23 protein-coding genes are annotated in these 22049 nt (G+C 42.8%); 13 read left to right on the plus strand and 10 right to left on the minus strand.

What is annotated here, in order from left to right; genetic code table 11:
• Position 1: 1 nt before the first annotated feature.
• Positions 2-307 carry a hypothetical protein gene (locus PUQ00_RS20865; RefSeq protein ID WP_300420240.1) on the plus strand — a complete coding sequence of 102 codons (306 nt, stop codon included), beginning with the start codon at positions 2-4 and terminating at the stop codon, positions 305-307.
• Here PUQ00_RS20865 and PUQ00_RS20870 read toward each other — a convergent pair.
• Both PUQ00_RS20870 and PUQ00_RS20875 read right to left on the minus strand, forming a co-directional pair.
• Positions 304-1350 (minus strand): DUF1611 domain-containing protein, encoded by a 1047-nt coding sequence (locus PUQ00_RS20870; RefSeq protein ID WP_300420242.1) that lies wholly within the window; start codon positions 1348-1350, stop codon positions 304-306. The two genes, PUQ00_RS20865 and PUQ00_RS20870, sit on opposite strands and share 4 nt — an antisense overlap.
• Positions 1334-2386 (minus strand): dipeptide epimerase, encoded by a 1053-nt coding sequence (locus tag PUQ00_RS20875; protein WP_300420243.1) that lies wholly within the window; start codon positions 2384-2386, stop codon positions 1334-1336. The genes PUQ00_RS20870 and PUQ00_RS20875 overlap by 17 nt, the downstream gene beginning before the upstream one ends.
• Before the next feature lie 130 nt (positions 2387-2516).
• Between PUQ00_RS20875 and PUQ00_RS20880 the strand changes: the two genes are divergently transcribed.
• The 5 genes from PUQ00_RS20880 to PUQ00_RS20900 all read left to right on the plus strand — a co-directional run bounded on the left by PUQ00_RS20880 (position 2517) and on the right by PUQ00_RS20900 (position 7970).
• On the plus strand, positions 2517-3068 hold the full coding sequence (locus PUQ00_RS20880; protein ID WP_300420244.1) for an NUDIX hydrolase: 552 nt from the start codon (positions 2517-2519) through the stop codon (positions 3066-3068).
• Between the two features lie 21 nt (positions 3069-3089).
• Positions 3090-4361, plus strand: a complete 1272-nt coding sequence (locus PUQ00_RS20885; protein ID WP_300420247.1) for a toll/interleukin-1 receptor domain-containing protein — start codon at positions 3090-3092, stop codon at positions 4359-4361.
• A 74-nt stretch (positions 4362-4435) separates the two neighbouring features.
• Positions 4436-5950: a thioredoxin-like domain-containing protein gene (locus PUQ00_RS20890; protein ID WP_300420250.1), complete on the plus strand. Its 1515-nt coding sequence runs from the start codon at positions 4436-4438 to the stop codon at positions 5948-5950.
• A gap of 188 nt (positions 5951-6138) precedes the next feature.
• Positions 6139-6489, plus strand: coding sequence for a DUF952 domain-containing protein (locus PUQ00_RS20895; RefSeq protein ID WP_300420253.1), 351 nt, complete (start codon positions 6139-6141; stop codon positions 6487-6489).
• A 560-nt stretch (positions 6490-7049) separates the two neighbouring features.
• Positions 7050-7970 carry an RluA family pseudouridine synthase gene (locus PUQ00_RS20900; protein WP_300420290.1) on the plus strand — a complete coding sequence of 307 codons (921 nt, stop codon included), beginning with the start codon at positions 7050-7052 and terminating at the stop codon, positions 7968-7970.
• A 239-nt stretch (positions 7971-8209) separates the two neighbouring features.
• On the opposite strand, the gene PUQ00_RS20905 is transcribed toward PUQ00_RS20900, so the two are convergent.
• The 4 genes from PUQ00_RS20905 to PUQ00_RS20920 form a co-directional block, all read right to left on the minus strand.
• On the minus strand, positions 8210-8977 hold the full coding sequence (locus tag PUQ00_RS20905; protein ID WP_300420255.1) for a phycobilisome rod-core linker polypeptide: 768 nt from the start codon (positions 8975-8977) through the stop codon (positions 8210-8212).
• A 284-nt stretch (positions 8978-9261) separates the two neighbouring features.
• Positions 9262-9420: a hypothetical protein gene (locus tag PUQ00_RS20910; protein WP_300420258.1), complete on the minus strand. Its 159-nt coding sequence runs from the start codon at positions 9418-9420 to the stop codon at positions 9262-9264.
• Complete coding sequence (locus PUQ00_RS20915) at positions 9405-9950, minus strand: hypothetical protein (protein ID WP_300420261.1); 546 nt, start codon at positions 9948-9950, stop codon at positions 9405-9407. The genes PUQ00_RS20910 and PUQ00_RS20915 overlap by 16 nt, the downstream gene beginning before the upstream one ends.
• The gene (locus PUQ00_RS20920) at positions 9947-10564 is read right to left on the minus strand and encodes a phycobiliprotein lyase (RefSeq protein ID WP_300420263.1); all 618 of its coding nucleotides are present in this window, start codon (positions 10562-10564) and stop codon (positions 9947-9949) included. Before PUQ00_RS20920 ends, PUQ00_RS20915 begins: the two co-directional genes overlap by 4 nt.
• Before the next feature lie 296 nt (positions 10565-10860).
• Between PUQ00_RS20920 and PUQ00_RS20925 the strand changes: the two genes are divergently transcribed.
• From PUQ00_RS20925 to PUQ00_RS20950, 6 genes are all read left to right on the plus strand, one after another.
• On the plus strand, positions 10861-11028 hold the full coding sequence (locus PUQ00_RS20925) for an NblA/ycf18 family protein (protein ID WP_300420291.1): 168 nt from the start codon (positions 10861-10863) through the stop codon (positions 11026-11028).
• Positions 11029-11306: 278 nt separating this feature from the next.
• Positions 11307-11864 (plus strand): bleomycin hydrolase, encoded by a 558-nt coding sequence (locus PUQ00_RS20930; protein WP_300420266.1) that lies wholly within the window; start codon positions 11307-11309, stop codon positions 11862-11864.
• Positions 11865-11943: 79 nt separating this feature from the next.
• Positions 11944-12438: a bleomycin hydrolase gene (locus tag PUQ00_RS20935; protein ID WP_300420269.1), complete on the plus strand. Its 495-nt coding sequence runs from the start codon at positions 11944-11946 to the stop codon at positions 12436-12438.
• A gap of 212 nt (positions 12439-12650) precedes the next feature.
• On the plus strand, positions 12651-13259 hold the full coding sequence (locus PUQ00_RS20940; RefSeq protein WP_300420271.1) for a HEAT repeat domain-containing protein: 609 nt from the start codon (positions 12651-12653) through the stop codon (positions 13257-13259).
• Between the two features lie 684 nt (positions 13260-13943).
• Complete coding sequence (locus PUQ00_RS20945) at positions 13944-14555, plus strand: hypothetical protein (protein ID WP_300420273.1); 612 nt, start codon at positions 13944-13946, stop codon at positions 14553-14555.
• 141 nt (positions 14556-14696) lie between these two features.
• Positions 14697-17078, plus strand: coding sequence for a filamentous hemagglutinin N-terminal domain-containing protein (locus PUQ00_RS20950; protein ID WP_300420276.1), 2382 nt, complete (start codon positions 14697-14699; stop codon positions 17076-17078).
• Between the two features lie 188 nt (positions 17079-17266).
• Here PUQ00_RS20950 and PUQ00_RS20955 read toward each other — a convergent pair whose 3' ends face one another.
• From PUQ00_RS20955 to PUQ00_RS20970, 4 genes are all read right to left on the minus strand, one after another.
• Positions 17267-18175 (minus strand): HEAT repeat domain-containing protein, encoded by a 909-nt coding sequence (locus PUQ00_RS20955; RefSeq protein ID WP_300420278.1) that lies wholly within the window; start codon positions 18173-18175, stop codon positions 17267-17269.
• 33 nt (positions 18176-18208) lie between these two features.
• Entirely contained in the window at positions 18209-18448 is a 240-nt protein-coding gene (locus PUQ00_RS20960; protein WP_300420281.1) for a hypothetical protein, read from the minus strand.
• A 448-nt stretch (positions 18449-18896) separates the two neighbouring features.
• Positions 18897-19697 carry a DUF1838 family protein gene (locus PUQ00_RS20965; protein ID WP_300420284.1) on the minus strand — a complete coding sequence of 267 codons (801 nt, stop codon included), beginning with the start codon at positions 19695-19697 and terminating at the stop codon, positions 18897-18899.
• Between the two features lie 196 nt (positions 19698-19893).
• Complete coding sequence (locus PUQ00_RS20970; RefSeq protein ID WP_300420285.1) at positions 19894-20208, minus strand: hypothetical protein; 315 nt, start codon at positions 20206-20208, stop codon at positions 19894-19896.
• 308 nt (positions 20209-20516) lie between these two features.
• On the opposite strand from PUQ00_RS20970, the gene PUQ00_RS20975 reads away from it, so the two are divergent.
• Positions 20517-21782: a HEAT repeat domain-containing protein gene (locus PUQ00_RS20975; protein ID WP_300420287.1), complete on the plus strand. Its 1266-nt coding sequence runs from the start codon at positions 20517-20519 to the stop codon at positions 21780-21782.
• Positions 21783-22049 lie beyond the last annotated feature (267 nt).

A 22049-nucleotide genomic window follows, 5' to 3' on the forward strand; every position in this document is an offset into this window, starting at 1 on the left:
TATGGAAGAACTGCAAATCTCAGAAATAGAAGTTACCTTTACAGCGCTTGTTAAGCAATGGCGTGAAGAGAATCGTGGTGTGTCATCTACTAATCAAATGTCGATGCATCCTGCATACCAGCAAATTATTGGTATGGGAAAACCTATAATCCCACTTTTACTTAGCGAACTGGAAAAGAAATCTGGACACTGGTTCTGGGCATTAAAATCCATCAGCAGAGAAGATCCTGTTCCTCCAGAATATAGGGGAAATGTAAAGGAGATGACTAAAGCTTGGCTAGAGTGGAGTAGTCAAAGAGGCTACTAATTGTTGATCAGTGCATCTAATAGCACATTGGCATCAAAACGCACGACATCGGTGCAAGGTAGCCCAGTTTCTGCTATGGTTTGAGCGATCGCTTCTTCAGCCGCAGATTCATCTAGATGGGCTGTATTAAGTGCTATACCCACTACCGGAACACTTGCAAAGGCACCACCGGCACTCGCGACAGTTTCATAAAGCCGAATCACTTCTGGTAAAGGTGGAATTAGTACATGGGGATGATTACGTACATGAACTTGTCCCGCCCGATGTACCAATACCAGTTGGGTTGGTTGCGAACCACGGATTAGGGGTAAAGTTGCTGTTGAACCAGGGTGTAGCAGTGAACCTTGTCCTTCAATGTGCAAGATGTCGTAGTTTTTGCCATAGCGCATGATTATTTGTTCCACAGCACCGGCGGCAAAGTCTACCCGTACTGCATCTAAAGCCACGCCGTCCCCTTCTAACATTACCCCAGTTTGACCTGTGGCCAGGAATTTAGAACGCCAACCCCGTAATTTTGACGCCCAATGTAACTCTAGGCTAGTTGACATTTTACCGATCGCCATGTCGGTTCCCACTGTCAACACCCGCCGACAGGGAAGGGTGCGTGCTATTCCACTAGCAATACTTATATTAGCTGGCTCTTTCCGTACATCCCAAATTAATTGTCCTGGTTTGAGTAGTGCATTTAATTCTGGGATACTTGCCAATGGTGTGTGTAAACCATTTACCAGCGACATCCCAGCCTCTAAAGCGTCTTTGATTTCATGCCAGTAATCATCTGGTATGACACCACCTGCTGGAGCGATGCCTATTACCAAAACTTCCGGCTTGTACTCCAGGGCTGCGGCTACCGATGCCACAATTGGCACATCACGATTGATGCTTGTTAATTCTGGTAGGGATTTTCCAGCAGACTCGCGATCGATTACGGCTACGATTGGGGCTTCACTATAACGTAAAATTGCTAGCCCTGTTTTCCCATGATGCCCGCTAATTCCCTCATGCAGCAAGATAGCTACTCGTTGATTAAGTGGTAAACGCACTGTGTTTTACCCCCAAACCTGGTAAATCGTTTGGCAAAACTCTTCCTTGTTTTAGCAATGCACCCGTAAAGGGATCATCGATTAAGTTAAGGTGACTGTCTAAATCTAAATAATCAGCTAGTGGTGCTAGCTGTAATGCTGCTGTATTAGCTAGCGAACTGTCAGAATAGCAACCGAACATTACTTGCAACCCATAGGCTCGCGCAGTATGTACCATTCGCATTGCCTCCGTTAGTCCCCCTGATTTCATCAGTTTGATATTAATGCCATCCACGTAGTTTGCCAAATCGGGAATATCGGAGCTTGTGAAACAACTTTCATCGACAAAGATGGGCAGGGGAGAGTGTTCTTTGAGTTTTGCTAAACTTGGTTCCTGTCCCCGTGGCAATGGCTGTTCTACATATTTTATACCTAAATCAGCCAGCCAATTGCACATGGCGATCGCATCTGATAAACTCCAACCCCCGTTGGCATCAACGAATAATTCAGGTAATGGTGCTTCTTCTCGGACTGCTAAGAGCATTTTTTTATCTGCATCTATGCCATCTGGACTACCTAGCTTGACTTTGAAAAGGCGGACATCGGTAAATTGTAACCAGTCTCGCGCTCTCGCCCTGGCATCTTCAGGGGAATTAATCCCAATTGTGACAGAAGTCGGGACTATTTGATTGCGATCGAGTCCCCAAATTTGCCACAAGGGTAATCCGACGCGCTTACCCAACCAGTCGTGCATTGCCATATCTAAGGCTGCTCTAGCAGCAGAAGGAACCTGAGTTTGTGTTAAAATTTGCTCAATTTGCTGTCTCTGTAAGGGGCTGAATGTTTGTAACAGTGGCACAACTTGCTGTAGTGCGTCTTTGATCGTATCAGTTGATTGCCGATGATTACCGACACCGAATGGCGATGCTTCTCCCCAGCCTTCGATCCCATCATGTGAGATCCGCACCCATACATTCGTTGTCTGTGCCGTTGTACCGCGACTAATGGTCAACGGAAATCTTTTATTTACTGTAAATAATTTTACATTTATTTGCATACTTATTCTACATATTATGTTATGACAAAAGTCAGTGAAAGTTCAAAATTTAGATTACCAGACGTATCCGTTATACTTTTTTACATTCATTACAGAGTTTTTAGACAAAATTTTATTTGTTACTTAATTTATGATCAACTTAAAAAAATGGAAAACTTTAAAATCAAAAATGGTATTAGATCATTACTGGTGTAAGGTCAGGCAAGATGAAATAGAATTGCCCAACGGTAAAATTATCGATGATTATTTTGTCAATATTAAGCCTGACGTTGCAATGGTTTTACCTATTACTAGTAGTAAAGAAATAATTTTCGTCCGGCAATATAGACACGCCATAGGTGAGTTTTTCTTAGAACTGCCAGCAGGAAATTTCGATCCGACAACAGAGAGTGCCGAAGTAGCAGCAATTAGAGAACTGACAGAAGAAACTGGTTATATTACCCAAGAAGTTAGAAAAATCGGAGTTCTATACGATAAGCCGAGTAAAGATACGAATAAAATATATTTATTTTTAGCAGAAGATGTGAGCAAAGTTGGAGAGCAAAAACTAGATATTACAGAAGAGATTGAAGTTATATTAATTCCCATAGAATCAGTTTTAGAAAAAATTATTCAGGGAGAAATTTCTGTTGCGGGAACAGTCGCGGCTCTCTTCTTAGGTTTGAAGTTTATCACTTATTAATAATCTAAGGGTTTAATTATTATGTATGTTTTTACAGTAACTTCTGATACTTTCCTCAAAGCTCGTCCAAGTGAGTTAGCGGAACTAGCTGAAGATGAAAAACTTCTTATTCGAGTCAAAAGTGTCTTGGATGTTATTTATTATGTTGAAGAGGAAGAATATTACATAATTACCTTGAAAACCCCTATTAAGGGTCAAGATACATGGTTTGTCCGTAAGGAGTATATTGAGATATCTGCTTTACGGAGTTTATTCGATTTTACAAAAATTGCAGATAATGAGATTAATTCTGTGAGCAGATCTGCTTTTGTAGGTAATCAGAATTTCAAGTATTCTGCTGATTTGAGTTATTTTAATTCGGATGTTGACGGCATTGAGGTTAAAGAAGAAGTTATTAAAAGGTTTAAAGCGCAGCTACAAAAAACCCCAACTATTCAAGAATCATCTTCACAACCTGCTGATATAACCAAAGATTTAGTAGATTGTAGTGTATTTAGTCCTTCTTCTGTAACTACAGACGATATGTTCCTCGTTCAAGTCTTTGTTCATCTTCCTGAACAAATTGAATTGGCTAAACACTATGCTGAACAATTTGATCCTGATGCTAAACAGCTAGGAGCGAGAAGTTTAGGAATACCTATTCAACGGGGAAGTGAACTCACTTTTAACCTGTCCATTCCAAAACTAGAAATCGACGATCCGATTCAACAGTTGACTTGGAATGGTAGAGCAGATTCTATTCAATTTGGAGTAACTGTTCCTGCTAATATTAATCAGAAAACAGTCATTGGAACTGTGACTGTCAGCCAAAACACGATTCCCCTCGGTCATTTAAAATTCAAGCTATCAATTATTCCTTCTGCGTCTTGTACATCCAAAAATCCTCAGTTAGTAGGAGAAGTTGCTCGACATTATACAAAAGCATTCGTGTCTTACTCTTCTAAAGCTCGGACAGAAGTTCTTAAAAGGGTGCAGGGACTAGCTGTAAGTGGCATTACAGTATTTCAAGATATCCTTACTTTAGAACCTGGCGATCGCTGGGAGAAAGAACTTTATCGCAACATTGATCAGTGTGATCTCTTCCTACTATTTTGGTCTACTGCTGCTAAAGAGTCGCCGTGGGTACATAAAGAAGTATTGTACGCCCTTGAGCGACAAGGAACTGATGGATTGCGTCCCCCCGAAATTATTCCTGTAATCATTGAAGGGCCACCACTTGTCCCTCCACCTTCTGAATTGCAGAATCTCCATTTTAATGACAAACTTCTTTACTTAATGGCGACATCTAAATAGCAGACAGCCGTTTAACAATTCCGAAAGCAAGTGACTGAAATAGCGATCGCCCCATAATCGATTACGTATACTTTATGATTCCCCGTGTCAGAGCGCCAGAATTACCGCAAAATTACTCTTGGCTTAACACCGATAAACCTTTCTCTCTTAAACAACTCAAATGTAGAATCGTCATATTAGACTTTTGGACATACTGTTGTATTAATTGTCTGCATATTCTGCCAAACTTGAAATATTTAGAACAAAAATATAAAGATAGCCTTACCGTTATCGGCGTTCACTCCGCCAAATTTGACAACGAAAAAGAAACAGAAAACATCCGCCAAGCGATTCTGCGCTACGACATCGAACATCCAGTTATAGTTGACAGAGGTTTTCGGATTTGGCAAGAATATGCCGTGCGTGCTTGGCCGACGTTAATCATTATTGATCCAGAAGGTTACGTGATTGGCCAGATTTCTGGTGAAGCGAACCGTGACACTTTAGACGAGTTGATTCAAAAGTTAATTCAGCAACATCAAAATAAAAGCACAATTAATTTCAAAGAAATCAGTTTGACTTTAGAAAAACAGCGCCAACCATTAATTACACCCCTAGCTTTTCCTGGTAAAGTTCTAGCTACTCCAATGGGTTTATTCATCGCTGACTCTGGACATCACCGCCTGGTTGTGAGTAGCTTTGACGGGGAAATTTTGCATTTGATTGGTACTGGGAAATCTGGCTTAACTGATGGTTCGTTCAGCGAAGCGCAGTTTTTTGCACCGCAGGGAATGGCATTTGATGCCGAAAATCAGATTCTTTATGTTGCTGATACGCAAAATCATACCCTGCGGCGAGTTGATTTAAAGCGCCAAGTAGTCGAAGCGATCGCGGGAACTGGTGAACAAAGCCGCAATATCCGTCCTCATGGCGGTACTGGTTTAGAAACCGCGCTGAATTCCCCTTGGGATTTAGTGAAAGTGGGAAATATTCTGTTTATTGCAATGGCTGGGCCGCATCAAATTTGGCAAATGGATTTGGAAACTGGCATCATCAAAACTTATGCTGGTAGTGGTGCAGAAGCGGGTATTGATGGTTCACTTACCGAATCTGCCTTTGCTCAACCTAGTGGTATTACTAATAATGGGCAAGAATTATATATTGCTGATAGTGAAGTTAGTTCAATTCGTGGTGTGGGAATTGTAGAACCGTATCAAGTGCGAACCGTTTGCGGTAGTGGGAGTTTATTTGGTTTTGGCGATGTAGATGGACAAGGTGAAGATGTTCTTTTGCAGCACTGTTTAGGAGTGGAATACGCTCAGAATTTACTGTGGGTGGCAGATACCTATAACCATAAAATTAAATTAGTTAGTTCCAGTGGAAATTGTCAAACAGTTTTGGGAGATGGTGCTGCTGGTTTACAAGATGGGAAAGGTAAGAATAGTCGCTTTTTTGAACCTTCAGGATTGAGTGCTATGAGTTCATATTTATATGTTGCTGATACCAATAACCACGCCATCCGCCGCGTAAATTTGAATACTTTTGAGGTGACAACGTTAGAGCTTATCGGGTTATGTGCGCCAGATGTTTGTATTCCGCCGAATTTATAAAATGATTACCTGACGCAAAGGCGCTGAGAAAAACTCTGCGTCTCTGCGTGAGATTTAAAAGATAATTAATTAAATAGTGCTACTACTGGTTAAAGTTTTAAAGGTATTAATTTAAAATTTTCATCAGCAATTAGAAATTTATCTGCCTTGATCCCTTTAAGTGATGTTCGTAAAATGATACAAGCAACATGAATACTATCCTCCACATTGCCAAACGCCAAGAATGGGAACAAGCAAAAGATTTAGGCAGCTATCGCCCTGATTCACTCGATTCTGAAGGCTTTATTCATTGTTCAAAGTCAACGCAAATTGTCAAAGTTGCAAATACATTTTTTGATAATCAAAAAGAATTGGTGCTGCTTTTTATTGATTCTGATAAAATTCAACCTGAAATTCGCTATGAAGAAGCTGAAATAGGGGAATTATTTCCTCACATTTATGGTGAGTTAAATATTGATGCTGTGTATCTGGTGATTGATTTTGAAGCTGGGGAAGATGGGTTTTTTGAGTTGCCGGAAAAAGTTAGAAATTTAGAATAACGTAGAGCTTCGGCTTGCCGCAGGCTACCACAGAGGCTGCTGCAAGGTGAGCAATATGTGAAGTCTCTCATCAGCCCCACATTTCCTAGTTTTTCGATCACTGATCTTATTCCCCGGTTTGTGGAAATGGCGCGAACCACAAAAATGAGTTCAGCACTCAGAGCATTTCGACAATCGGTAAGAGAACAAATACAAGACAGCCAGGGCGAATAGAATTCGCGCGCGGGTTGCTCATGGGGAGCCACTGCGTTGCAGTGTTAGCGTAGCGGTAGCGACGTAGGAGCGTCGGCAGTCGCTCAGAGGGGGTTTCCCCCATGAGGAACTGCCGTTCGCCCTTGGCGTGCCGGAGGTGTCACCTGTTCGCGTAGCGTCTCCGACAGAAGAAGGGGGGTTCCCGCTATTGAAGGAAGCCCTTTTAAAGCATTCCGCGCTTTACTTAAAGTGCGGGGAATTAATCTAGAGCAATTGTGACCGAATTTAATTTACAAATTCCAGAAAATAGCGAACGCTTATCTTCTCCTATAGAGGATGCTGCACCTAGCTTGCTTGCCCTTGGGAGTATGATACACTGCGTCAACACTTCATGCGATCGCCTTGACCGTTACCTCTCCCAAGAATTACCAGATTTATCCCGTTCTCGCATCCAACAGTTAATCGAACAGGGTAACGTCCAACTTAACGATAAAGTTTGCACATCTAAGAAGATCAATGTCAAGGTAGGTGATCGCATCACTCTCGAAATACCAAAAGTCCAACCCTTAGAACTGCTTGCAGAAGATATCCCCTTAGATATTCTCTACGAAGACGACCAGTTACTTATTCTCAACAAACCCGCAGGTTTAGTTGTCCATCCGGCGCCCGGTCATCCAGATGGCACTTTGGTAAATGCCCTATTGGCTCACTGTCCCAATTTACCAGGAATTGGCGGAGTTCAACGTCCGGGAATCGTCCATCGATTGGATAAGGATACTACGGGGGCGATCGCGATCGCTAAAACAGATATTGCCCATCATCATCTACAAGCCCAACTCAAAGCAAAAACTGCACGGCGAGAATACTTAGGGGTAGTTTACGGTGCGCCAAAAACTGAAACTGGCACCATAGACTTGCCCATTGGTCGCCATCCCCAAGACCGCAAGAAAATGGCAATCATACCCGTTGAACAAGGCGGACGAGTCGCTGTCACTCATTGGCAAGTACTAGAACGCCTTGGTAACTTCACCTTAATTCATTTTCAATTAGAAACTGGACGCACCCATCAAATTCGCGTCCACAGCGCCAAAATGGGTCATCCAATTGTCGGCGACCCTGTTTATAGTTCTGGTCATTCAGTGGGGGTAAATTTGCCCGGTCAAGCACTACACGCTTGGCGACTAAAATTGCAGCATCCCCTATCTGGGGAATTGATTGAGGTGACAGCTACTCCTCCCGCCCACTTTACAAAACTTTTGGAGATGTTAAAAAGACGAACTGTACTTTAAGTTCATCCCACGTCTGAAACCAGCCGCATTTCACAGACATTCGGCATTAAGAAAAAACCATGCCCCATGCCCAATGCCCCATGCCCAATGCCCAAATATAAACAACTAGCGTGCATCAGACATGGGATAGAGTCTGTTTCACTTAGTTATATCTAAATGAAACTCCTACATAACCCAAGACTTATGCACGCTATAAAATCGTCAAACTGATCTATTAGCTAGCCGCCAACCAAAAATCGTTACTTAATTCCAGGCAACTGGCGATAAGGTACAGACTTTTCGATATCGATGTTGAATGACGAGATCCTTTGTGGCGCATTGCCAGTTGCATTGATACTTTGTGCCAAAGCCAAGAATAAAGCTGGATCGCCAGCCTTGGGCTTTTGCTCTTGTGGAAGGAATCTGCGTACTTCTACCTGCCAAATGATTTGGGGGAAACCCAGTTTGGTACGGTGGTAATCTTCGTATCGCGGAGATTTGATGTTGAATGGCAACTCACCCGCAGATTGAGATGGCAGTATCCGACGACGCTGATAGGGCACTGTGGAGTATCCAAAATTGCTCAGGTACTCTTCAGTGTTGAGTACTTGATCAATGAAGCCTACAATACCCTTGGTAGCAACTACAATTGACCAAGCGATTTTTTCCCGCTCGTTGTATGGGTCGCGTCCTAGAACACGTTGGATTACTTGCTCAACAAAGCGATAATTATTGTTGAGGTCGTAGAAGCTTTTCTTAAAAGTATTGGAAAGCACCAACCCACGAATAAAGTCCCGTACTGTAATTTGTCCATTACGGAGTTGGGACTCTAAATATGTTTCGCGATCGGCAGCAAAGGCATAAAAGAAAATTTGACGATATGCTGCTTCGATCAGATCACCTAAATCTGACGGGGACAGTATATTGTCTGTACTAAAAATCCTGGGCTGTTCATCACCTGGTACTTCATATGCAGCTACACGCTGGTTTTGACTTGAAGGGTCATATTCTAACAGAGGAATTGCCACTCTAAAGCCTCCATGTTCTTAATTAAAGTTAACAAGTTTAAATCATATATTAAGGGAGTAGTTGGATCAGAACTTCAGATTCTGATAAAATTTCACGAAACTTAACTAAGGGTGATTTAAGTATTCGTAGGAAAAACGATTAGCCTGCTGGATTCAACCCATAGTTAATCAATAAAGGGAGTGGAACTTCCAATCTAATGACTAATGTAAATGACTAAAAACTTTGCTCACATATTTCAGATTAGGAGATTCAGTTTCACCTTTTTCAACTGAAGCAATAATTTTTAACATTTTGCAAAAGAAATTAATGGAATATTGGGCATTGGGCATTGGGCATTGGGCATTGGGCATTGGGCATTGGGCATTGCATTAGTTATTCTCCCTCCATCTATCTCTGCTGCCTGCTGCCTACTGCCTGCTGCCTTCTTCAGCGACCTATCCAAAATTCCAGGGGATCTATGGTTGACTTACAGTGAGGCCAACTACGCAAAGTTGCTTCCATCCCTGCCTCCCAGTAGGGTGGTTCCAATCCCAGTCCTAAACATAGATGAGATAGGATGTTAGCAAACTGCTGATTATGACCGAAGTCTCCTAGATGGGCATGGGCGTATTCATGGACGACTACACCAAACCAGTCTCTAGGTGCAACTCGACCGACATCTACCAAAATGGTGATTGGGTTTGTGAGAATGTTGCACAGCCCATCTATGCCGAAGGATTGAGCTATGGGTACTGCAAAAATTTGGATATGACGACGCTCTTGGGGATGAAAGCACTGATGACAAACTTCTAGATAGGTGTTGATCTGAGCGTTTATGGTGTTAATATTCTCGCCGATCCAAGTGCAAATGGAGATGCGATCGCGCTTGTTTTCAAACACATCCATCATACCCGGTTCTAGGGCTAGTCCCTGTACCAGATGCAGATAATCTCGCCCACGAGTAAAAGCATCGGTCTGCTTGAGATCATTCACCAGCCCAAAACGGAATAGAACTGTCTTTTTTCCAAAACATCTTGCCCAAGTTTTTCTGTTACTTCTTCTGTGCTGCCAACCTCAACAGAAGTTTCAATGCGGGTTTCTGTACAAAATGATGCCGTGCTGAAGCCGCCAAACCGTTTGACAGTACTAGTTCGCATTCGCATATTTGGGCTGGCGAACCAGAATCGCTCAATGGAACTCATTGTTTCGTATTCGGTTGTCAACACTAATCCATCTTCATCATCCATATGAAAAAGACCGACTACAGGCATAATTTCGGCGTAGCCTCTTTCGCGAAGTAATTTGCCAGCCCTTGGGTTATCGCCATCAGGCACGATCGCAAATATGGTTTTCCCCTCATGGTTATCCTCACCCTCTCGATCCCAAGCCATTGTGCCTAGCCAACGCACACGCGACCCTCCGACTGAAAGGCTGGGGTCAATCTGATGATACTGGCACAGTTCAATGATTTCGGGATGAGCGGCATCCAGAGTTTCTACCTGTATATCCGATTCTCCCGTCTCTGAGCGCTTGAAGGCCAGATGATGAGTTGCACGTTGCGATCGCCACTTACCAGCACTTAGCTGAAAAAATTCCATTGCGTCCATCAATCTTCTGACTCCTATTGATTACTCCTGCGGATGATGTTTAGCTTGTTTTTTCTTTTTAGAGTTGTTGGTATCTAAACATTCTAAACATTACAGCCATTAGTGGTCAGCTTCAATAAACACCCTACAAAGGGAAAGATAGACGTATTGTTCTGTGATTGTAAACTTTTATGAGTGTGATCTCATATCGCTTGACAATGTAGACATTTTAATATGGGAGTGTTAAACTAGTAAAAAGCGATCGTCTTCCAGCAACAACAAATACCCTTCGATTCAGTCAATCACAGGAGTGAATGATGGATTTACCAGTCGAATTAACTTTAGAGCAACAGTTTCGCTTACAAAATTTGAAAGACCAGGTAAAAAATTTGAGTCAACAAGAGGCTCAAGAATTTCTGCTAGAAGTTTTAAGGCAGATGATGGTAAAAGATAATTTGGTCAAACATCTGTTAAAACAAGCTTGATCGAGTAAAAAGCAAGATTTTTTCCTTAAGACTTACGCAGTGGCAGAGTTCCATAAAAATGCGTAGGTCTTAATTTTTTTGCCCAATTTAGACTAAATTTGATTTTTTATTCGGGTAGCCAAATTACAGGTAAATATTACAGATTATTACTTTGTCTCTCATAGTAAAGACTAGGGTACTATTGATCCCCTATGTTTTTGTTTGGCTACTCGCAGTTAATCTGATTGAGAACACGCCAAAAATAATATCCGCCATTTTGTGAATATTAAGGAGAACTCATGGTTCTTGATGCTTTTTCCAGAGCTGTAATTGCGGCTGATGCCAAAACCGCTCCTATCGGTGGTACTGACTTAGCAGCCCTTAAGTCTTTCATTGCTGAAGGCAACAAGCGCCTTGATGCAGTGAATGCGATCGCCAGCAATGCTAGCTGTGCAGTTTCTGATGCGATCGCTGGGATTGCCTGTGAAAACACTGGTTTGCTTCAAGCTGGTGGTAACTTGTACCCCACTCGCCGGATGGCTGCTTGCCTACGTGATGCTGAAATCGTTCTGCGCTATGTAACCTATGCGCTGTTGGCTGGTGATTCTTCCGTATTGGATGATCGTGCTTTGAACGGTCTGAAAGAAACCTACACAGCTTTGGGCGTACCCACTGGCTCTTCTGTACGGGCTTTCCAAATCCTCAAGGCAATCAGCGTCGCTCACATCACCAACACCAACACTGAAGCTAACGCTGGTAAAAAATTCCGCAAACTGGAAGTTGTTCAAGGCGACTGCTCTGCTCTAGCTGCTGAAGCTGCTAGCTACTTCGATCGCGTTATTTCTGCTCTGAGCTAATTGCTAACAGCTAAAACCTATTAGTTAAGCCAACTGAAATACAAAACTCGATCAAATCTAATCTGGAGTATAAAAAGCAATGAAATCAGTTATCACTACGGTTATTGGATCTGCTGATGCAGCAGGTCGTTTTCCAACCACTTCTGATCTAGAATCCGTTCAAGGTAGCATTCAGCGTGCTACTGCTCGTCTAGAAGCTGCTGAAAAGTTGGCTTCTGGTATCGATAACGTAGCTAAGGAAGCTTATGATGCTGCCTTTAAGAAATATCCTTACCTGACCCAAGAAGGCGAAGCTGGCGCTACCCAAGTCAAGAAAGACAAGTGCCTGCGGGACATCAAGCACTACCTACGCTTGATCAATTACAGCTTAGTTGTGGGCGGTACTGGTCCTCTGGATGAGTGGGGTATTGCAGGTGCTCGTGAAGTTTATCGCTCTTTGGGTCTGCCCACAGCTCCTTATGTTACCGCGTTGACTTTCACTCGCGATCGCGCTTGCTCTCCTCGCGACTTATCTCCTCAAGCGTTGGTTGAGTTCCGCAATCTCCTCGACTACGTAATCAACTCCCTTTCATAGTAATAGGGATTGACTAGACGTAGACGAGCGATCGTCATACTCTAAAACTTAGGGACTCTTAGTTTGTTGCTTTGCCTGTATCTGGTTAAGTAACTAATTAAGAGTCCCTCAGTTGTTACTAATTCGTAATACTCGCCAAAGGCGAGAAGCAAGCTACGTAATTCGTAATTCATGATTAAACTTGGGGGATTGAAACAGGGAAATTTTCTTTTATGACAATAGATTCTCTATTTGAACAGTTGAAACACCCCAACCCCAATCTGCGGGAACGAGCCATCTGGGAACTGGCTGATATCCGTGATGAAAATACTATTCCTCGCCTGATGGGTATTTTGGATCAGGAAGATGTCACCTACCGTCGAGCTGCGGTAAAGGCGCTGGGTGCTATTGGTACAGATGCTGTACCGCCACTGGTAGATTCATTAGTAAATAGCGATAATCCAACCATTCGCGGTAGCTGTGCTAAAGCCTTGGCACAGGTTGCCGCTAACCATCCCGATGTTCCCTTCCCGGCTGAGGGCTTACAGGGATTGAAAACAGCGCTCAATGACGCAAATGCCGTTGTTTATATTGCATCAGTGATGGCGCTGGGTGAGATTGGTTCTCCTGCCTTTGAGATTTTAACTGAAGCTTTGAAAACAATAGATAATGTTGCGGTGGCTGTGGCGACCGTCAATGCACTTGGTTCGATGGGTGATATCCGAGGGGTCGAAGTGCTGACGGCATTGATAAATGATGAATCTGTCGATCCATATGTTCGAGAGTCAGCAGTGAGTGCTTTGCCCCGATTAGATCAGGTGATTAAGTATAACAGAAGTTAGCGATCGCTACACCTGTAGTCCTTAATTCAGTGGACAAGACTGAATGAATCGCACCATAACTATAAGGAACTTCCAAATAAAAAAATATCGCAAAACTGACGCAAAAATCCTCTCTATTTCTCCTTTCTCTGTGTTCTCTGCATCTGGAGTAGTAGCCGGAGGGCAAGCCCTCTGGGTAACGCTCGTTGCGCTAAAGCCTCTCCCTTTGGGAGAAGATCGCGCTGCCTCACCGCTTTGCGTCTACGTTTATTTGGATAATTATTGAAGTAACTATCTCAAAAACACCAGTTTCACAAACAACCAATCTACCAACATCATTTCCTGCAAACTTCCCAGTAGGTAAAGTAGCACGAACCATCAAATAACTGAAAGCTTAGACGGTGCATTCTGGCTATTAAGGCTAATAATTTCTTTAGGTATTAGAGTGGTGCATAGGTTAATGTTTGGGATTGCACCTTTGCTCAAATTACGCCTGATCCCACTTAACCCAATAGACCTATCCACAAATAAACCTCAAAATAGCTGAAACCCTTACATAGCTGACTTTTTAGCTTATATAAAACAGGAACCTCTAAAACCCTCTCCAGAGCTAGGTTTCAGCCAAATAAAGTTCTCATTTCCGGATAAGTCTAATAATTCTACTGTTAAATTAGAAGAGAATACTAGAATTATTGAAGGAGGAATATGGCAATTATTTATGGCACCTCTGGAAACGACTATCTAACTGGCACTGAAATAAACAACCGAATATATGGTTATGCAGGCGATGATACTCTAATAGGTGGGTCGGGTGAAGACTACTTAGTTGGAGGAGATGGTAATGACATTTTCACTGGTGGTAGTGGTACAGATACCTTTGTGCTGAATTACTCAGGTGGCGGTATTGATACAATTACAGACTTTTCAGTTAACGACGATATTCTTGAAATTACTACACCTCCTTTTGTATCAGGTGAAACTATTGTATCTCCCAGCAGAGATTTTTTAAATCTTATCGCCGCTATTGGCAAAAATTACAATATATCAACTTACAATGGTATCGCTGCTATTGGCAAAAATTACAATATATCAACTTACAATGGTATCGCCGCTATTGGCAAAAATTACAATATATCAACTTACAATGGTATCGCTACTATTGGCAAAAATTACAATATATCAACTTATAATGGTGCTGATTTTTCTTATTTGACATATAACGCAGATACTGGTGGTCTATTTTATAACAACGTGCAGCAGGTAGCTTGGCTACCTACTGGACTTGACTGGAATCAAGCTTTTGTAGTGCTTGTTTGACACAGTTAGTAATCAAAAACATAACCCCCCTCGCAGAGTTTCTGACAAAAAAAGGGGTAGCAAAAAAGGTTCGCACAAGCATTACTAAAGTGGTGTTCTAGTTTGAATAAAGTAACTTTCAACGGTTAGGAGACAAGTTTTGTGAGTTTAAGAAGCTGGTTAAGTCGCAGTTATCACTTAAGTTTGTCAGGCTTGCTGATTTTAGTGAGTACGATAGTAACACAAAGAGGCGATCGCACCTTAGCTCAGGTTGTTACTGATCCCTCTTTAGGAACTAAAGTTACTCCCAATGGTGATGGTACTACCCTAGAAATCACAGGCGGTACAACCGTTGGCGATATAAATCTATTTCATAGTTTCAGCAATTTTAGTGTTGAAAGCAAGAAGGTAGTCGATTTCCAAAACGCCTTTACCATCAACAATATTTTCGTGCGAGTTACAGGGGTAAACCCTTCTGAAATCCAGGGAACACTACACGCTCAGGGTAAAGCTAATCTCTTTCTCATCAACCCCAAGGGCATCGTATTTGGAGAAAAGGCCCGATTAAATATTGGCGGTTCATTCATAGGAACAACAGCGAACCTTGTCCAGTTTCCTGGTGGTGGAGAATTTTCCATGACTTCACCCGTCAATCCACTTAACCCTTTGCTGAAGGTAAACCCTTCGGCATTTCTATTCAATCAAATTGCAACTGAAACGATTAACTCAATTCAACTCAATGAAACACGTCTTCTATCCGTTCCTAAGGGTCAGAGTTTAGTGCTACTGGGCGGCAATGTGAATTTGAAAAACGCGAAACTGCAAGCTACAAGTGGTCGAATCGAATTAGGAGGATTGAATGGAGAGGGAACAGTAGGGTTGAACATTGATAGCAACAATTTCCGTCTAAGTTTTCCTAATGATGTAGTGCGAGCAGATGTATCTCTTAGTGAGACAAGTAAAGTAACTGCTAGTGGTGAAGGCGGTGCTATCCAGGTACAAGGAAAGCACGTTACACTCGCCGATGATTCAAGTGTTGCGGTTAATACGCTAGTAGGCTCAAAATTGGGAGCAACATTGGCGGTGAACGCATCAGAGTCGGTAGAACTTTTGGGAGCAAGCAGTCTGTTGACTCAAACAGAAGGCGCTGGCCCTGCCGGAGAATTGACGATTGAAACTGGGCGGTTGATTGTTCAAGATGGATCGCAAATTTCAGCTTCCACTCGTAGCGAGGGAGACGGGGGGACTTTATCTGTGATCGCAAAAGATTTTATTCAACTCACTGGGACATCGCCAGGATTTGATCCCAGTGCGCTGTTTACTATAACAGATGGCGCTGGCTCTGCCGGAAAATTGAAGATTGAAACTAGGCAGCTGATTCTTCAAGATGGAGCACAAATTTCAGCTTCCACTCGTAGCGAGGGACAGGGGGGAACTTTGTCTATCGCTGCAACAGACTCTATCAAAGTCATGGGCACCTCGCCAATAGGTAAGCCGAGCGGCTTATTGGTTGGAACTGAAGGCCCTGGCTCGGCGGGAAACTTAGAGATTGAAACTGGGCAGTTGATTGTTCAAGATGGGGCACGGATTTCAGCTTCCACTGCTAGAAAGTCTAATGGACAGGGGGGAAGCATTATAGTTAAGGCTGGAGAATTAAATGTCTTAAATCAGGCTGACATAACTGTGAGCAGTGAAGGCACAAAACAAGCAGGTGATTTGGAAATCACTGCTCGTTCGATCAAATTGGATAACCAAGGCAAGCTGATTGGCCAAGCTAACTCTGGTGATGGTGGCAATATTAAGCTGAACCTGCGAGACTTTTTGCTACTGGGTCACAACAGTTGGATTTCTACCTCAGCAGGTACTAAAGGAGCTGGTGGAGATGGCGGTAATATCACAATTAATACTCCTAATGGCTTTATCGTCGCCAAACCAAATGAAAACAGCGACATTACTGCTAATGCCTACGATGGGAAAGGGGGAAGGGTCACAATCAACACTGCTGGTATTTTTGGTATAACACCGCGTAGTCGAGAAGACCTTGTAAGGCTTTTGGGAAACAACGACTCAACCCAAATAGACCCTCATGAACTACCAACGAATGACATTACGGCAATTTCTCAAACAAATCCAACTTTAAATGGTCAAATAATCATCAACGTTCTCGATACTGACCCGAATCGAGGATTATTGAACTTGCCAACCAAACTAGGTGAACCGCAAATTAGCCAAAGCTGCCAAACAACTACTGCTAAAAATCAAAGCAGTTTTGTGATCACTGGACGCGGTGGTTTGCCAGCCAATCCTGGAGACATTCTCACTCCTGATGGACTCCAAATAGATTGGGTATCCCTTAAACCCAGCAACAACAAGCGTTCCCTACCACCTGTCACCAGTAAAGCAACTACCTCCACTCCCAAACGTATTATTGAAGCAACAGGTGCGACGCTAAACGCTTTTGGACAAATAGTTCTTACTGCTCATTCATCTACCGCTACTCGTCATCGTTCTAGGGATACAGCAGATGATTGCCCTAAAATTTGAGATTTTTTAATTAATTTAATGCGACCATTCGGGGTAGCTATAACAGAGGGTAGCGATCGCTCTTAAATGCAACTACCTTTATGAATAGACATCTCCAGAAATTAAATATGCGTTATCTAGAACCCTTGTAGAGACGGGAAATTTCGCGTCTCTACATTCTTTTTCGGAGATGTCTAATGTCCATCGTTCTATTCCCAAGCATCTTCCTCTAACTGTCTCTCAATTTGAGAAATCGCCAACTTGATCACCGCCTGAACCCGTGCTTCCCCTTCCTCAGTTAATGCGGCTTGCAGAGGTTCTAAGGCAGTGCGATCGCCAATTTTCATCAATGCCAGAGCTGCCGCTTTTCGAGTGTCCCAATCGTCATGATGCAGTAACTCGACCAAGTTAGGAATCGCTGGTCGATAGCTTAGGCTACCTAAAGCGGCTGCTGCTTCACACCGCACAATTTCAGACGCATCGGTAAGGGCGTTAACTAAAATATTAAATGCTCCATCTTGGGTGTCTTCTTGAGCAATTTTAGCGATCGCACCCACCACCGCAGCCCGAACTTCAGCCGAGTCTGAGTTAATCTCTCGATATAAATGCTCCTTCGCCTCTGCCCCAATAAATCCCAACGCCCATATAGCATGTCCTTTGGCGCTTTCTGGATACTCGGTTGACGCTAAGATTTTCAGCAATGCTGGCACAGCTGCCTCACCTATTTTGGCCAGCGCTCCCACCGACGAGCCTTTGACCACCGTATCTTGATCATTTAAGAGGGCGTTGACCAAAGTTGGAACTGCGATCGGATCAGCGATCAGTGTGAGAGTTTTAGCGCTAGCTCTGCGTACAACTGGGTTTGGGTGATTTGCCACAGCTTCCATCAATAAAGGGGTTGCCGGTTTACCGATTTTACCCAACGCTTCTGCAAAACTCAACCTAACCATCCCCCGTGAGTCTCCCATACTCTCAATCATCTGCTTGAGTAGCTCTTGGTCAGCACGGTTGAAGGTGTTTAAGCCTAATTGCTCACTGACTGCTGCAAATAAAGCATCAGTTTCTGCATGGGACAGATTTAACAAGTCCTCCCCGGATTGAGTTTCGGAGTTGAGCATAATGACTTCTAGCTAAATTATCAAGATGAATGACTAATTACTGACACTCAGGGCAGCCTGTTGATTACGGAGTTCCTGGAGGGCAGAATCAATCTTGGCAAGCTCAGGCTCCAGTTTTGCCATAACATTTACTCTCATCAACTTAGCCCGTTTAGCTGTTTCCGTAGTTTCTTGAACTAGACGTTCCCGATACTGCTCAAGTTCTGCAATAACTTCTGCTATATCTTGAGCCGTTAGGTTATTGGTTGTTGTGAGTTCTGAGATTTCATCCATAACTTTTGTCTCCTAAATGCGTGTTTATATGAATTAATGTCTGGTTAGTATTCCAAAGAATGTTTGTATTTGGTTAGTCGCTAAAGACCACCACTTAGCTCTTACATACAACTGCACAATTGGCAAGAGGTAACTAACTAATAGCTGACAAATGTATATATTCTGATCTTCTCAGATCGCGTTACCACTGGTAAAGCTTTTTGACGCAAATCTTCAAAAGTCGAACTCAATTACAGCCTTCGATCCAAGTTATGATAAGTCTTTTAGGCTTTTTTGATTGAAAGTGCGTCACCGAATAGCCCGCACTTCTCTACAAGATGCTGCGCGTAGCTTGCTTTCCCGTAGGGGTACGGCAAAGCTACTTCTCTGCCAGAGGCTGCGCCAACGACTGCGCTCAGTACAAGTCAGTGACCGTCGTAGACATCGCGCTCGCATGATCTAAAATCCATTAAGAGGTTTCCTCTAGTGGGAAAATATCTCCTCGCAAGTAGGACTCAAAGTTTTTCTTAAAGTATTGAATACTCGTCACATTCGGTTCATCACTTTCTGTTGGCGTGAATTCATAAATTGGTACTTTTTCCCTCACCAGCTTGACCAAGCTAGGATGAAGCTGCTCAAAAGAATCTACTCTAAATATTGTGGTTTCAAATCTTAATTTAGCTGGATGAGCATATCCTAACTTCATCCAGGGCAACCAAGGACAGTCCCGCGCCCACTTAGCAGGAGGGACTTCAGTTGCATCAGGTCGGCAAGTATTTGATATAAAGTACTCAACTCCCTTAAACTTTTCTCCAGGGCAATAGTCTGAATATTTACTATCTCCTGCTAAGGGATGCGGGTATTCTAAAGGAATTTCCATGACAGAGGTAATATATCCGCTACCTTTGGGGATGACAAATTTCTTTGGTTTAACTGAGCCTTGAACAATGCGGTTAGCAATGTGTACTACTGCTACTGCTTGACTTGCTGTTGGTGATTTCCAAAAGTGGAGAATCTCTTGAGTATCCGGGTCACAAAATAAACCCAACTCTCTATTGATCCGATACCCGACTTCGCCGGATTCAGGATCGGGTTTGAGAAATACTTTGGTAGCATTCATCCCAATAATAGAGAACAATTTTTCCTTTGGTAAGTCTGGTGTTTCTTGCCACCAAATTTCCCCAGACCAGTTGTAATAAAGCTGTAAACCATGATTTTTTCGGTAAAAATCGAGGTTATTAAATTCGTATTCATCTAAATAATCACTCATATAGCAGTCCGCTTTGATTTTTAAAATTATTTGCGTAGACAGTGAGTAGGGAGTGGGGAAGGTGGGGCCCCCTCTGGGGATAAGGGGTAATGGGGAGTCGGGAAGAAGCCTTTTCGGACTGTACTGATTTTTTTCAAAAATCAAATAGGAGTCCTATATTTATTCCTCTCATCCTCAAATGGCTACGTAGACGCAATTAAGGCGGTGGTAAGGTAATTGAAGGAGTAGGCGAATTGTCTTTATGAATATTTGTAACTGCTGAAGATAAGACAGTAAGGAAGAGAGCAATGGACGCTACAGCAAAGTACAGCATAAAAAAAGTACCGATTACCCTCATAATACCTCCAGCTACACCTCCTGCTATGTCGCTACTTGTAATCTGTTGTTTATTCTTAATTTCTTCTTTTAATTCTCGTAATTCACAGCGTAAAGCTTCTAACTCTGTAACTTGAGAATTAGCTGCTTGAGATTGTTGTTGTTCCAAATCCCGGTCATTTGGCTCGGTGTTCATATTATTATCTCCAGCAATTTTAAAAATTATCCTATTAGCGACCTTTATTATGTTAATACAAAAATATTTCTATTCTATTTCAGGCGATCGCACCAGTTTCTATGCTCTAGTGTATTTTTGTTGCTTTGTAAGTCTGTAGGTTTTATCTTCCGATCTCTGGCATTTAGTCAAAACTCCAGTAAAAAGCAACTGCATTTCTTGATCGTTCAATCCATAAACATCGTTTACCACTATTTCCCAGTCCCCAGTCCCTAGTACGATAGTAAACGTGACCTCTGAGCAATTATTCAAAAGCCATTTACAGATCAATGGATAAACGTTTTTTTAAAATGTTTGGGCTAACAGAAGAACAAGCGATCGCAATTATCGATACACCATTAGAACAACTCGAAGACGCTTCTGATAAATATATAGCTGTTTCCCATCTAATTAACTTCCCAACTGAGCAATCAATCGCGGCTTTGGTACGGGCGATTGAAACTAGTAACCCTGATCAGTTAGACCACCGCATTGTTCGGCGCAAGGCTGTAGAAAGTCTGGGGCGATTGCAGGCCGAATCAGCTTTACCTGTAATTCGGCAGTGCCTTAAAGATGATGATATTTATACTGTTGAAAATACGGTGTGGGCGATCGGGGAAATCGGCACTAAAGATCCAGAAATCCTCGAAGAAGTGGCGCAGCTGCTTGATAAACCAGGTCAAATTTATCGAGTCATTATTCACACCCTAGCTAACGCTGACTATCAGTTGTCCCTAGAACGTGTACGTAAATTTACCCAAGCGGAGGATGAACCGACCCGTAGTGCTGCGATCGCTACAGTTTGTCGTTTCACAGGTGATTACTCCCAAATCATTGAGGTGATGGCGCTGTTACAAAGTTCCAGCGTCAATGCACGGCGTGGTTCCATTCAAGACCTGATTGATTCACGCTACTACAAAGCCATTCCAGAAATCGCCCGTTGTCCTGTATCTTTGGTGTTTCGGTTGCGAGGATTGCGGATGCTTTTAGATGTAGGCGTCCCTAGTGGTGAAATTACTTTCACGGAAATTAAACCTTACTTAGAGCAAGTGCTGTATGACGATCCCAACCATCTTGATTTAGTACATGAGTATGACCTTACCCCAGTACTCGATTTTGTCATTAACGAACTCTACGAAACCGACTTTGGACGGTGTTATTTAGCAACAAAAACCTTACTCGATATTTATCCACAAGAAGCACCAGCAGCACTTCTAGCAACTTATTCGCACAAGGCATATAACGATTATGGCGCTCATTATCATGTGATGAAACTTTTCGGCTGGCTGAAATATGCTCCCGCCTACGATTTGTTACTAGAAAACCTGCACAACCGCGAACCCCAGTTTCAGAAATCCCGTGCGGCTTGTGCGATCGCTCTTGGTGAATTGGGTGATTCCCGAGCAATTCCTGAACTCAAAATTTGCCTAAATACGCCGATTTGGGACTTGAAATATGCTTGTTTATTAGCCCTAGACCGCTTAGGAGACTCCTCTGGTCGGGAAATTTGCACTCACGATAATGACTGGTTAATTAAGGCGAAAGCGACGAGTTAATGATTAGACCTCTTGCAAAAGTCCCAAAATCAGGAATGTCATTCTGAGCAGAACGCAGTGGAGAGAAGAATCTCACCAGATGTTTCGCTCCGCTCAATATGACAATTTAAGCATTTATGCAAGAGGTCTATTGAAGAAGAATACATTCGTCAGAATACATTCGTCAGAATCAAGACGCTCTCTACGAGACGCTAAAAGCGAACGCGGACTCGCTACCGCTACGCTATCAGTCGGGGATTCAGACCCGCGACTACGAAAGTTGACCAC

This window comes from Nostoc sp. S13, assembly GCF_029379315.1.
Classification (GTDB): domain Bacteria; phylum Cyanobacteriota; class Cyanobacteriia; order Cyanobacteriales; family Nostocaceae; genus Nostoc.

Coding starts and splice junctions, on each gene's coding strand:
- PUQ00_RS20955 (WP_300420278.1), bottom strand. CDS start 18,175: ATGCTCAACTCCGAAACTCAATCCGGGGAGGACTTGTTAAATCTGTCC.
- PUQ00_RS20865 (WP_300420240.1), top strand. CDS start 2: ATGGAAGAACTGCAAATCTCAGAAATAGAAGTTACCTTTACAGCGCTT.
- PUQ00_RS20885 (WP_300420247.1), top strand. CDS start 3,090: ATGTATGTTTTTACAGTAACTTCTGATACTTTCCTCAAAGCTCGTCCA.
- PUQ00_RS20945 (WP_300420273.1), top strand. CDS start 13,944: ATGGCAATTATTTATGGCACCTCTGGAAACGACTATCTAACTGGCACT.
- PUQ00_RS20900 (WP_300420290.1), top strand. CDS start 7,050: ATGATACACTGCGTCAACACTTCATGCGATCGCCTTGACCGTTACCTC.
- PUQ00_RS20895 (WP_300420253.1), top strand. CDS start 6,139: ATGAATACTATCCTCCACATTGCCAAACGCCAAGAATGGGAACAAGCA.
- PUQ00_RS20940 (WP_300420271.1), top strand. CDS start 12,651: ATGACAATAGATTCTCTATTTGAACAGTTGAAACACCCCAACCCCAAT.
- PUQ00_RS20935 (WP_300420269.1), top strand. CDS start 11,944: ATGAAATCAGTTATCACTACGGTTATTGGATCTGCTGATGCAGCAGGT.
- PUQ00_RS20930 (WP_300420266.1), top strand. CDS start 11,307: ATGGTTCTTGATGCTTTTTCCAGAGCTGTAATTGCGGCTGATGCCAAA.
- PUQ00_RS20970 (WP_300420285.1), bottom strand. CDS start 20,208: ATGAACACCGAGCCAAATGACCGGGATTTGGAACAACAACAATCTCAA.
- PUQ00_RS20920 (WP_300420263.1), bottom strand. CDS start 10,564: ATGGACGCAATGGAATTTTTTCAGCTAAGTGCTGGTAAGTGGCGATCG.
- PUQ00_RS20890 (WP_300420250.1), top strand. CDS start 4,436: ATGATTCCCCGTGTCAGAGCGCCAGAATTACCGCAAAATTACTCTTGG.
- PUQ00_RS20965 (WP_300420284.1), bottom strand. CDS start 19,697: ATGAGTGATTATTTAGATGAATACGAATTTAATAACCTCGATTTTTAC.
- PUQ00_RS20960 (WP_300420281.1), bottom strand. CDS start 18,448: ATGGATGAAATCTCAGAACTCACAACAACCAATAACCTAACGGCTCAA.
- PUQ00_RS20975 (WP_300420287.1), top strand. CDS start 20,517: ATGGATAAACGTTTTTTTAAAATGTTTGGGCTAACAGAAGAACAAGCG.
- PUQ00_RS20880 (WP_300420244.1), top strand. CDS start 2,517: ATGATCAACTTAAAAAAATGGAAAACTTTAAAATCAAAAATGGTATTA.
- PUQ00_RS20875 (WP_300420243.1), bottom strand. CDS start 2,386: ATGCAAATAAATGTAAAATTATTTACAGTAAATAAAAGATTTCCGTTG.
- PUQ00_RS20925 (WP_300420291.1), top strand. CDS start 10,861: ATGGATTTACCAGTCGAATTAACTTTAGAGCAACAGTTTCGCTTACAA.